Source organism: Paenibacillus larvae subsp. larvae (genome assembly GCF_002003265.1).
Taxonomy (GTDB): Bacteria; Bacillota; Bacilli; order Paenibacillales; family NBRC-103111; genus Paenibacillus_H; species Paenibacillus_H larvae.
Genome location: NZ_CP019687.1, coordinates 619,689 through 631,827, shown reverse-complemented (window position 1 = coordinate 631,827; position 12,139 = coordinate 619,689). Strand labels below are relative to the sequence as shown.

General features: G+C 45.4%; 13 protein-coding genes. All 13 read right to left on the bottom strand.

Going from position 1 to position 12,139, the window contains the following annotated elements; genetic code table 11:
* Nucleotides 1–10: 10 nt before the first annotated feature.
* Entirely contained in the window at nt 11–922 is a 912-nt protein-coding gene (locus BXP28_RS03545) for a magnesium transporter MgtE N-terminal domain-containing protein (RefSeq protein ID WP_024094283.1), read from the bottom strand.
* Between the two features lie 25 nt (nt 923–947).
* Complete coding sequence (gene fliJ, locus BXP28_RS03540) at nt 948–1,391, bottom strand: flagellar export protein FliJ (protein WP_023484637.1); 444 nt, start codon at nt 1,389–1,391, stop codon at nt 948–950.
* A gap of 10 nt (nt 1,392–1,401) precedes the next feature.
* Nucleotides 1,402–2,721, bottom strand: coding sequence for a flagellar protein export ATPase FliI (gene fliI, locus BXP28_RS03535; RefSeq protein WP_023484638.1), 1,320 nt, complete (start codon nt 2,719–2,721; stop codon nt 1,402–1,404).
* The gene (locus BXP28_RS03530; RefSeq protein WP_235430645.1) at nt 2,721–3,557 is read right to left on the bottom strand and encodes a FliH/SctL family protein; all 837 of its coding nucleotides are present in this window, start codon (nt 3,555–3,557) and stop codon (nt 2,721–2,723) included. Before BXP28_RS03530 ends, fliI begins: the two co-directional genes overlap by 1 nt.
* Nucleotides 3,541–4,545, bottom strand: coding sequence for a flagellar motor switch protein FliG (gene fliG, locus BXP28_RS03525; protein WP_023484640.1), 1,005 nt, complete (start codon nt 4,543–4,545; stop codon nt 3,541–3,543). Before fliG ends, BXP28_RS03530 begins: the two co-directional genes overlap by 17 nt.
* Before the next feature lie 24 nt (nt 4,546–4,569).
* The gene (gene fliF, locus BXP28_RS03520; protein WP_024094286.1) at nt 4,570–6,153 is read right to left on the bottom strand and encodes a flagellar basal-body MS-ring/collar protein FliF; all 1,584 of its coding nucleotides are present in this window, start codon (nt 6,151–6,153) and stop codon (nt 4,570–4,572) included.
* Nucleotides 6,154–6,254: 101 nt separating this feature from the next.
* Entirely contained in the window at nt 6,255–6,569 is a 315-nt protein-coding gene (gene fliE / locus BXP28_RS03515) for a flagellar hook-basal body complex protein FliE (RefSeq protein WP_024094287.1), read from the bottom strand.
* A 21-nt stretch (nt 6,570–6,590) separates the two neighbouring features.
* Entirely contained in the window at nt 6,591–7,040 is a 450-nt protein-coding gene (gene flgC, locus BXP28_RS03510) for a flagellar basal body rod protein FlgC (protein WP_024094288.1), read from the bottom strand.
* A 3-nt stretch (nt 7,041–7,043) separates the two neighbouring features.
* Nucleotides 7,044–7,454 carry a flagellar basal body rod protein FlgB gene (gene flgB, locus BXP28_RS03505; protein ID WP_036653997.1) on the bottom strand — a complete coding sequence of 137 codons (411 nt, stop codon included), beginning with the start codon at nt 7,452–7,454 and terminating at the stop codon, nt 7,044–7,046.
* A gap of 243 nt (nt 7,455–7,697) precedes the next feature.
* A complete protein-coding gene (gene codY, locus BXP28_RS03500) occupies nt 7,698–8,483 on the bottom strand; it encodes a GTP-sensing pleiotropic transcriptional regulator CodY (protein WP_024094289.1) in 786 nt (261 codons plus the stop codon).
* 34 nt (nt 8,484–8,517) lie between these two features.
* Nucleotides 8,518–9,912 (bottom strand): ATP-dependent protease ATPase subunit HslU, encoded by a 1,395-nt coding sequence (gene hslU, locus BXP28_RS03495; RefSeq protein ID WP_036653995.1) that lies wholly within the window; start codon nt 9,910–9,912, stop codon nt 8,518–8,520.
* 169 nt (nt 9,913–10,081) lie between these two features.
* A complete protein-coding gene (gene hslV / locus BXP28_RS03490) occupies nt 10,082–10,624 on the bottom strand; it encodes an ATP-dependent protease subunit HslV (protein WP_036653992.1) in 543 nt (180 codons plus the stop codon).
* Between the two features lie 178 nt (nt 10,625–10,802).
* Entirely contained in the window at nt 10,803–12,131 is a 1,329-nt protein-coding gene (gene trmFO / locus BXP28_RS03485) for an FADH(2)-oxidizing methylenetetrahydrofolate--tRNA-(uracil(54)-C(5))-methyltransferase TrmFO (RefSeq protein WP_023484648.1), read from the bottom strand.
* Nucleotides 12,132–12,139 lie beyond the last annotated feature (8 nt).

The window sequence follows — 12,139 nt, the reverse complement described above, 5'->3', positions numbered from 1 at the left end:
AAATGAAATCTTATCCAAGCCGCAACGCTATCGTAGTAGCAAGAGCACTATCGACCTTGGCAATTTCAGCCAGTATTCGCCCTCTTGATCCCGTATCCATACTTGTCAGCAGAGCGATCACTTTGTTGGCATCTTTTTTATTCATGTCAATGAGAATCGCTGCTGCGGATTTACCGTCCATTCCGGAAAAAGTACTTGCAAGTTCTTCAGAAGATATCTTCTGGGAATTGGAAACTTCGGCTGTTTGTTTATTTTGCAGCTCTTTAACCCGTTCCTGCAGAGCAGCAATTTGTCTGTCAGCCGCCGGAACCTGATCCTTCAGGGCTATGGAAAAGTCGGCTGCCTCCTTGGGATCCATCTTCTCCAGAATCTTTTGACGGCTGTCCGTTCCCATCATGCTCAAAATCAAAATCGTTTCCTTTGGCGTTAAGCTCTCCAGGATGGGAGCCGCCTTACCCGGAGACATGTTCGAGTACAAGCTGACCAGCTTTTTCAGCTGCTCGTTATACTTTGCGTTGTTCTTTGCTTCCAACTGCTCCTTTAACTCCGCGTTCTCAGTTGAGAGCTCTTTTAATTCCACATCTTTTTTATCAAAATTTTCTTTCAGCTCATCATACTTTTTTTGAAATTCATTCAGTTTTCCCGATAATTCCCCGATTTGCTCCTCTTTGTTTTTCAGGTCATTTTGGGCTGCTTTTTCCTTAATCTCGGCAGCTGATCCGCCGCCTTTAGGTTCGGGAATAAGTTTGTTTAAAATCGGTACGTCGCTCAATGTTTTTTGAACCGAATTCATGACATCATGATTAAATATCGCAATCAAAACCCCGAGTAATACGGTGGTGAATACAAAAGGGATCAGAAACCATACGAGAAACCGTTCCATCTTACTCTGGGATGATTTTTCTACATTTGGATCCGTCACTTCCCCTCCCCTTCATGTCTGTTCCTTAATAGGACATTCGTTTGTGCCGTACGGTTGCCATTTCATCAAGCATCTCCTGCTCTTTTTTCAGCGCTGTTACTCTAAATTTCTCATAGGCCTTCTCTTTGGCTTTTGACCACACTTTTTCGTCCATCATACGCTCGTTCAGATGATGCTGCTTTAGCTGAACCTTCTGTTCTGCCTGCCGGACATCTTCATTTTTCTTTTCGATTTGAACGTTTAAGTGAGCCACATAATTCTGTAAAAGCTGCAATTCAGAGACAGGCACGCTTCCGACACTGGATGTTAAAATACTTTCCTGCAGCTCCTTTTTTTTCTCATGCAAATGAAGCAAATTCTTTTGTTCCCGATTAAAAAGCCCGATAGCTTCAGATAAATGCCATTCCGCTTGGGAGCGTTCATTCTCCTTCAAATCAACAATTTGTTGAAAAGCATATTGAAATTTCATGACATCTCACTCATCCCGTATAAAATTGCTCAATCAACTGCTGTTTTGCCTGTTCGATCGTTACTTTGTCCGTTGTTTTTTGCCTGGTGAATTCCCAGATCGACTCAATATACTGAAGGGACAGATCAATGTCCGGATTTGAACCCTTCTGGTACGCCCCCAAATTTATGAGGTCTTCCGAATCTCTGTAAATAGCCAAAAGGCGCTTAAGCTGATCAGCTGCCGATTGTTGTTCGTCAGACACAATTTCCTTCATTACCCGGCTTACACTGGAAAGTACGTCGATAGCCGGGTAGTGGCCTTTGTGCGCCAGATTCCTGTCAAGTACAATATGTCCGTCCAATATCCCGCGGACCGCATCGGCTATAGGTTCATTCATATCATCACCATCAACCAGGACGGTATAGAAAGCGGTAATTGAACCCTTCGGCCCGTTGCCCGAACGCTCAAGCAGCTTAGGAAGCAAAGCGAATACCGAAGGCGTATATCCCCTGGTTGCCGGCGGTTCGCCGACGGCAAGTCCAACTTCCCGCTGGGCCATCGCAAACCGGGTAACGGAATCCATCATCAGCATGACATTCAATCCGCGATCACGGAAATACTCAGCAATACTGGTAGCTATCAAAGCACCTTTGATACGGATGAGGGCCGGCTGGTCGGAAGTAGCAACAATCACAACGGAACGCGCAAGCCCTTCCGGACCCAGATCCCGTTCAATGAAATCCAGTACTTCACGTCCGCGCTCGCCAATCAGGGCAATGACATTTACATCCGCTTCTGTATTGCGGGCGATCATACCCATGAGGGTACTTTTCCCGACACCCGAACCGGCGAAAATACCTACACGTTGTCCGCGTCCGATTGTTAAAAGGCCATCAATGCACTTGACTCCTACACCCAAAGGTTCAAGTACTCTCGGGCGCTGCAGCGGATTGTTCGGACTATTGTTAGTAGAATACTGAGTCATTCTGGAAGGCAGAAACGAACCATCCAGCGGCTGGCCCAGACCGTCCAGGACTTTGCCGAGCAGTTCATGACCGACTGGAACGGTTAACGGTTTTCCTGTCCCTACCACGTCACAGCCGGGACCTATAGAATCCAGCTCACCCAGGGGCATTAGAATCACCTTGTTGTCCCTGAATCCGACGACCTCCGCTTTCAGAGGCTGATCAGATTTTAAAGGATAGATATAACATACATCTCCGATACTGGCATCCGGACCTTCAGATTCTACAGTTAAACCGATCACTTGTGTTACTTTCCCGTTAACTCTGACCGGGTCAAGCTGCTGCAAATGTTCTATATATTTTTGGGGTGACGGAAGCTGCATCAGGATCCCTCACCTTCATCCTGTATCGAAATCTGACGCAGGGCATGCTTGATTTCTTTAAGCTGAGTATCTATACGCGCATCAATGCTGCCAAAAGTCGAGCGTATCACACAACCGTGGTCTTTTACCGCAGGGTCCGGCAAGATCTCCAGCTCAGCGAGCGAATCGATAGAAGTCAGGAGTTCTTCCCGCGCATCTTGGATGTAAGCGAAATGTTTAGGAGATACGCAAAGGGTAATCGTTCCTTTCTCCCTCCGTCTGGACAAGACTCCCTGAATCATTTCTTTGACCCATTCTGGAGACAAGGTCAGTTGATGCTGAATGATCTTCTCGGCTATGGAACAGCTCAAATCGATCAAAAAAGGTTCCGATTCTTGAATGATTCTCTCTTTTAACTGGTAGGATTGTTCCAATATGGTTCTCGCTTCAGCAAGCATGCCGGCATGTTCTTCGCGGACTTTATCCAGCGCTTCATGACTTCCTTTCCTGAACCCTTCTTCATAGCCTTGATCCTTAAGCTCTTCAATCAGCTCTTTATCATCGGATCTTCGCTGTTCCCACCAGGAGGAGATTTCCTGTTCTGCTTGTTCCCGGAGATCGGCACATTCCTGCATGGCCTGTTGAATTTGCTCCTCCGCGTATTGTTCGGCATCCTTCAGAATCGTTTCTTTAAGTTTCTGGGTATCATGCAGTTCCTGCATTTCCTCCTGAGACATCCCCGGTTCTACCTCTGCACCGGCAGATACAGGAGGTTTAGGTTGTACAGAACGAATCGTATGAGCATCGTCTAATTCCACGTAATGTAACGATTTGATCAAATTAGACAATAATATCATCTCCTCCACCGCGGGCGATGATGATTTCACCAGCCTCTTCCAGACGGCGAATTGTTGCTACGATACGGGTTTGAGCTTCTTCCACATCACGCAGCCGGACAGGTCCCATAAATTCCATTTCCTCCTTGAATGTTTCGGCCATCCGTTTGGACATGTTCTGGAAAATGGTTGCCCGCAATTCTTCACTTGCAACCTTAAGCGCAAGCTGAAGATCGCTGTTCTCGATATCGCGGATGATACGCTGAATCGAGGGATTGTCGATGTTGACAATATCTTCGAACACAAACATCCGTTTCTTGATCTCTTCGGCAAGCTCGGGATCTTGAATCTCGAGCGAATCGAGAATGGTTCTTTCCGTCCCGCGGTCTACTCCGTTTAGGATTTGCACAATGGATGCAATGCCGCCTGCTGAAGTATAGTCCTGCGTTACGGTTGCTGACAGTTTTTGCTCCAAAACGCGCTCCACCTGACTGATGACTTCCGGGGACGTACTATCCATCAAAGCTACACGTTTAGCGACATCCGCCTGCTTTTCCTGCGGAAGAGCAGATAAAATGATGGAAGCCTGTTCGGGCTGCAAATAAGAAAGTACCAGCGCGATCGTTTGCGAGTTCTCGTTTTGGATAAAGTTTAGAATCTGTCCCGGATCAGCTTTACGGGCAAAATCAAAAGGTCGTACCTGTAAAGTCGCAGTCAAACGGCTGATGATGTCAACTGCTTTTTGTGAACCTAACGCTTTCTCCAGAATATCCTTGGCGTACTCTATCCCGCCTTGGGAAATGTATTCCTGCGCCAGGCAAATTTGATGGAACTCGGAAAGAATTGTTTCCTTATCCAAAGCATCTACTTTCCGGACATTGGCAATTTCAAGTGTCAGCTGTTCGATTTCTTCCTCACGAAGATGTTTAAAAATCTGAGCGGATACTTCGGGTCCCAGGCTGATTAAAAGGATTGCCGCCTTTTGTCTGCCTGTCAAACCCTGCTGCATGGGTCTAGCCAAACAAGCACACCTCTATTCATCCACCAACCAAGTTCGCAGCAAATTCACAAACTCTTCCGGTTTTTTCTTTGCTAATGTTTCAAGCTGTTTGCGCACTTGATTATCATTAGTCACATTTTCAATATCAATTGTCGGATATTCCACCTGCTGCTGGCCGGTGGTTATGTATTCTTCCTCTTCTTCAAGAAGATTTTTCTTGCGCCTGCGAAGGGCAAATACAGTACCGGCGATTAATGCCAATGCTGCCAGTCCAATGCCGCCGTAAAGCAGGTAATTGTTCAAGTTGGATGCGGTTGTTGAGCTTGGTGATTGGAGCTCTTTAGGAATAATCGTGACTTTTTTATCAATGTCAGCCTGCTCATATTCCACCCCGCTGTCCGCCAGTGCCGTCTTTACGATTCCTTTCATGGCATTTTCAAGCAGCTCCGCGTTTTCGATTTTTCCGGGGTTTCCATTCACACTTTTTGTGTCAATCGCAACTGTTATATTCAAATCCTTCACAACATACGGTGCGCGAATAATATCATTTGTGATTCTATTCACTTCATAGTTAACGGTTTTCTGGTTTTCTTCCGACTTGCTGTTTCCGGAATTTGAAGTGCTTTCATAACCCGGAACATCGTTAGTGCCGCTTCCGGCAACACCGCCTGCCGTTGCCCCGTCACTGCTTGCAGATTTTTGCAATTCCTGGACCGATATCTCTAGGCCCTTTTGCTCATCTTGATTAGGGGCACTAACCAATTGCTCTTTGGTTTTCTTTTGATCGAAATTCATGGTAGAAACGACATTCACCACTACTTTATTTTGCCCGTACATGGGAGCCAGCAGATTCACAATATTCCGCTGCATGTCGCTTTCAAACTGCTTCTTAACCTGGAATTGGTTAGCGACTTGCGTGCTTCCCTGCGGAGAACCGTCTGCTTTGGAAGGAACCATATACTGGCCAAATTGGTCAGCTATCGTGATATTGTCCAGTGGCAGATTTTTCACACTGTGGGACACCAGATTATAAATCGTATCGATCTGATTTTGATCAAGCGTATATCCTTGCTTCACTTCCAGTACGACGGAAGCACTTGCCTTTTCCTCATTTTTCGAAAGGAATACTCCTTGCTCAGGGATGTTGATCAGCACTTTGGAGTTTGCAATCGCCTGGTTGGAATTGATCAACTGCTGCAGCTCGCCTTGCATGGCATTCAGCTTTTGCATTTCAAACTGATTGTCTGTCGTTCCAAAAGAACCCGACTGATCAAATATGCCGTATCCTACATTCCCGCCTTTGTTAAGTCCTTTTGATTCAACCGCGATTTTCACTTCGGCTACCTGGGCAGTCGGAACCCCGATACTCTTGCCGTCGGCGCTGAGCTTATACGGGATTTTTTCCTGATCGAGATAAGCCTTGATATCCGCCGCCGCATTCGGCTGCAAATTGGTAAATGCGGTTGAATATTCAGTTTTGGATAAGTTGTAACTGATTATCCCGACGGTCAGAATCATGAACACAGCGGCTGCGATCAAGGTGATTTTCGTTTTTTTGCTGTATTTGTTCCAATATTGTTTGACTCTCCCCCAATATTGGCCGATTTTTTCGTTCACTATGTCACCCCATCCGACCAAATGTTAATTATGTACTCACCTGAATCAATTTCATAACTTAGATATCCATCCGAGTTATATTATGAAATTGATTCACCTTATTAAATCTGAATCCTCATGATATCCTGATAAGCTTCGATCGCTTTATTTCTTACCTGAACAGCCAGTTCAAGTCCAAGAGATGCTTTTTCAGAAGCCACCATTAACTGATGAATATCCGTTATCTCCCCTTTTACAAATTTCTGGTTCATGTCATCTACGCTTAACTGCTGCTTGTTCAAATCGTCGATTGCATCCAGCAGAAAAGAGCCGAACTTTTCGGTTGCCTGAGCGGCCCCGGCTGGGTTCGTTTTGTCCTGGACATCCTGGACCTGTTTCACCCACGGCGTATATATTGTGTCAACACCTTGAATCATCCCGCATCCTCCCTTTTATGATTATCTCCCGATCTCCAGCGCTTTTGTTATCATCCCTTTCGTGGCGTTAAGTGCTGTTACGTTCGCTTCGTAGGAGCGGGTGGCCGAAATCATATCTACCATTTCTTTTTGGATGTCCACATTTGGCATGTATACATAGCCATCCGCATCAGAGTCCGGGTGAACCGGATTATATACCCTTTTAAAGGGAGTCTGGTCTCCTACAATGTTCGACACTCTCACACCTTGTCCCGTTCCGTTTTTCATCGCATTTTGTAAATTTTGCGCAAAATTTGTCTGATTTTTAGGTTCAACAACCACCATTTTGCGCTGGTAAGGAACCCATTTGCCATCTACAAACTTGCCGCGTGTACTATCCGCATTAGCGATGTTGGAGGAAATCACATCCATCCGGAGCCTTTGAGCTGTCAGTGCACTACTGCTGATATCAAACCCGTTTGTTAGCCGCATTTTCTACCGCCTTCCTTCCATCACAGTTCTCAGTTTTTTGAAGTCTGCGTTCATTTGCTGTACTAACGTGTTGTATTTGAGCTGGTTCTTGGCCATAAGAGCCATTTCATAATCCATATCCACGTTGTTTCCGTTGTTGTTCATCGCGGTATGCTCATCTGTCGAAATTTGCGCCCCTTCAGGCAAAGACGGCTGTCCGATTTTGAAATGGCGCGGGTCTGTCCGGTATCCTTCCAACGGTTTTACCGATCCGGTTATTTCGTTCTGTAGCAGCTCCTCAAAAAGAACGTCCGAGCGTTTAAATTGTGGAGTATCCACGTTCGCCACATTGTTGGCAATCACTCTTTGTCTTAATGCTGACGCATCCAATGAACGTTCCATGAGGGATAGTGAAGGTTTGTTCAGAAAATCCATCATTCACCCCCCCTTCATTTTTAGAAATCATTTTCCATATTCAACGGCTAAAATTTATTTTCCTTCTTACTTCGACACAATTTTGGTTTTTAAGTCGCAATTTGAAGAAAAATTTAATAAAGTATAAATAAAATTTTGCTTCATTCTGCCCGTTTAAACAATAAGAAAAAAGACCTATCTTTTAAAAAGATACAGGTCTTTTAGATCATACTCATATGAACAGGGAACTAACAGGATTTCCCTTTATAGTTTGGATTTGGTGTGATCGATAGCGGCCAGAAGGTTGGTGTTCAAGATTCTGATGTACGTTCCTTTCATCCCCAAGGAGCGTGTTTCTATTACACCGGCACTTTCCAGTTTACGCAGGGCGTTGACGATAACCGATCTTGTAATTCCTACTCGATCCGCGATTTTACTGGCTACTAGCAGACCTTCTTTTCCTTCCAGTTCCTCAAAAATGTGCTCAACGGCCTCAAGCTCGCTAAAGGATAAGGACCCGATCGCCACCTGAACCACTGCTTTGTTCCGGGCTTCTTCCTCAATTTCCTCCGCACGTTCGCGTAAAATTTCCATGGCTACAACCGTAGACCCATACTCGGCAAGAACGAGATCATCATCTACAAACGGGCCTTGCATACGAGCCAGGACTAAAGTCCCTAATCGGTCACCAGCCCCGACAATGGGAACTATTGTAAAAAACGTATACTCGGACAAAATCTCCATCTGTTCAGTATAAGATTGATATGGGCTGGAGTGATCCACATTCGAGGTGGTTTCTTCCACTTTTAACAAAACTTCATTAAATTCAGGGGAAAATCTTTTTTCCGCCACTACGGTCTGATTGATTTGAGATGTTGGTAACTCATTTGTCGTCGCATAACCAAGAATTTTACCCTTGCGGCTCACGACGTAAATGTTAGATTGAATAATATCGCGAAGTACATCTGCCATAGACATAAAACTCACGGCATTCCCCGCTTCTTTTTGAAGCAGACGATTCAGTCTTCTCGTTTTACCCAATAATGTCATTCCCTTGCCTCCTACTAACCACCCTGTGATGGCCTTACAAAATATATTGACTTAGGTCGCGGTTTTCCACTATATTTGAAAGCTTCTCGCGCACATATTCGGGCGTGATCAGCATGGTTTCCAGTGTCAGTTCAGGAGCTTCAAAAGACAAATCCTCAAGAAGCTTCTCCAAAATCGTATGCAATCTTCTTGCTCCTATATTCTCGGTACTTTGATTTACTTCCACCGCAATGCGGGCAATCTCCTCGATAGCCTTCTGGGAGAATTCAACTGTAATCCCTTCTGTTTCCAATAAAGCGACATATTGTTTCGTTAGTGCATTTTTGGGCTCTTTGAGTATAAGCACAAAATCGTCCAGTGTCAAATTGTTGAGCTCCACTCTGATAGGAAAACGTCCTTGCAATTCCGGGATCAGATCCGACGGTTTGGCAATATGGAAAGCTCCTGCAGCCACAAACAGAATATAATCGGTTTTTACAGGGCCGTATTTGGTCATAATTGTTGATCCTTCAACGATAGGCAATATATCTCTTTGTACACCCTCACGAGACACGTCGGGACCGTTTCCGCGGCCTGTACTGGCAATTTTGTCAATCTCATCAATAAAGATGATGCCGGACTGCTCAGCACGTTCTATGGACTCCTGGACGACCTCATCCATGTCCATTAACTTTTGCGCTTCTTCATGAGTCAAAATCTTGCGGGCTTCTTTAACGGTGAGCTTCCGTCTTTTTGTCCTCTTAGGCATAAGATTACCAAACATCTCCTGCATATTCATGCCCATTTGTTCATTGCCCTGGCCAGCAAGCATATCAAGCATGGAAGGGGCGTTGTCTTCTACCTCAACTTCTACCATGGTATCTTCCAATTCCCCACGCAGAAGTTTCTCTTTCATTTCTAAACGGCGTTCAGCAAGACCCGAATCCTTCTTTTCTTCATCCTCTTCCTGATGCTGTTGGGATGAAAAAAACATTTCCAGCGGGTTCCTCTGACCCTTTGAGCTTTTGGGGCTGGGAACCAGGATCGAAACCAATCTGTCATTGGCCAGCTGTTCTGCCCGGTCCTTCAGTTTTTCTGTTTTTTCCGCTTTGACCATTCGAATTGATGTTTCCACCAAATCCCGGACCATTGATTCCACATCTCTTCCCACATAACCGACTTCCGTAAATTTGGTCGCTTCAATTTTTACAAATGGAGCCTTAACTAATTTAGCCAGCCTGCGAGCAATTTCCGTTTTCCCTACTCCGGTTGGCCCGATCATCAGAATGTTTTTGGGAACAATCTCATCCTTCATGGATTCATCCAGCAAACTGCGGCGGTACCGGTTGCGCAGTGCAACGGCTACGGATTTTTTCGCTTCTTTTTGCCCAACGATATACCGGTCCAATTCTTTAACGATTTCTCTTGGAGTAAGAGCACTGTTAGTCAACGTAAAACCCTCCTTGTATCTGAAAAAGGCTATTATATATATAGCATAATAGAAAATGCAGCATTGCAGTTCTATGCCGCCGGCTTGACTTCTTCCCTGGTGCCTTTCACCCATCATCACAGACGCATTAGGACAACCCGCCAAAATGATAAAGCCAAAAGCAAGGCTGCTACAGTTCCTCGACTATAATATTATGGTTGGTATAAACACAAATGTCAGCCGCCATCTCCAGTGAAGCTTTTGCGATATCCTTGGCACTCATTTGCGGGGCATATTTCGCGAGGGCTCTCCCTGCTGATAATGCAAAGCTTCCGCCTGAACCGATTGCTATAATCCCGTCGTCCGGTTCAATAATCTCTCCGTTTCCTGATATAAGAAGAAGGCCCGACGTATCCATGACAATCAGCATCGCTTCAAGTTTTCGCAGCACACGGTCAGAACGCCAGTCTTTGGCAAGTTCAACAGCTGCGCGCTGAAGATTTCCATGATGCTCTTCCAGTTTACCCTCAAACTTTTCAAATAAGGTAATCGCATCTGCCACAGAACCGGCAAATCCCGCTATCACTTTACCTCGATATAATCTTCTGACCTTTTTAGCTGTTTGCTTCATGATCATATTCTCGCCAAAAGTTACCTGTCCGTCACCGGCAATTGCCCCCTCACCGTCACGGCGCATAGCGAAAATAGTCGTCGCGTGAAAACTCATATTCATCAGGTTCACCTCTCATCTCTATTCCTTTATGAATCCATTTTTTAGAACGGGTGAGAAATAAGAAACAGCAGCAAAACAAAATCGTGTTGTTGCTGCTTCTTGCTCCAGATACTTCTCATTGACCGTTTGTATCTGCTTATTTAACTCTAAACAACATAATGGTAACATAGCGGCTGATTTACTTACAAGAAGAACAGGCAAGATTCTTCGAAAAATTCTGAATTGTCTCAAGTGCCCGCTTAGCCAGTTTTTCATTCTTTTCTTTCTTATTTTTAATTCTTTCCGGAAGCGGAGGGAATAAACCAAAATTAGCATTCATAGGCTGAAAATGCTTAGAATCGGCAGTTGTTATATAATGGGCCATTCCGCCCAAGGCAGTTTCCCTCGGGAACGTCAGACAGGATTCTCCTTTTGCAAGTCGTGCTGCGTTGATGCCTGCAATCAAACCGGAAGCGGCCGATTCAACGTAACCCTCCACCCCGGTCATTTGACCGGCAAAAAATAAGGAAGGTCTATGTTTGAACTGGTATGTCGGTTCCAACAATTTAGGCGAATTGATAAACGTATTCCGGTGCATAACCCCATACCGGACAAACTCTGCATTCTCCAGGCCGGGAATCATAGAAAAGACCCGTTTTTGCTCTCCCCACTTCAAGTGGGTTTGAAAACCAACAAGATTATACAAAGTTCCTGCAGCATTATCTTGGCGAAGCTGTACAACCGCATATGGCAGTTTCCCGGTGTGAGGATTAATAAGTCCAACCGGTTTCATGGGGCCGTAAAGAGCCGTTTGCTTTCCCCGTTTCATCATCACTTCAATAGGCATGCAGCCTTCAAAATAGATTTCTTTCTCAAAATCTTTAATCGGCGCCACCTCTGCCTCCGTCAAAGCCTCGTGGAAAGCATCGAATTCTTCCTCCGTCATGGGGCAGTTGAGATAAGCCGCCTCCCCTTTGTCATAACGGGATGCCAGATATACCTTGCTCATATCGATAGAGTCTTTCTCTACAATCGGTGCCGCTGCGTCATAGAAGTACAGGTATTCTTCTCCCATTAACGAACGAAGCCGCTCGGATAATCCGGGTGAAGTAAGGGGGCCCGAAGCTACTACAGTTATCCCATCCGGAATCTCCTGCAATTCTTCATTCCTTACTTCAATCAGCGGATGATTGTGAAGTGTAGATGTGATTTCACCTGAAAAGCCATCGCGGTCAACAGCCAGTGCCCCTCCTGCCGGAACTGCGTGTTTATCCGCACTTGACATGATCAGTGACCCCATCTCCCGCATTTCCTGTTTCAAGACCCCCACTGCGTTGGTAAGGGAATTTGCACGTAAAGAATTACTGCATACAAGCTCCGCAAATTTATCTGTAATATGGGCCGGCGTTTTCCGAACCGGCCGCATCTCATAAAGGGTCACCGGCACTCCGCTGCTTGCTATTTGCCAAGCGGCTTCACTGCCGGCCAATCCTGCTCCAATAACGGTTACTCTAGGTTGTTCAGACACTAACATGC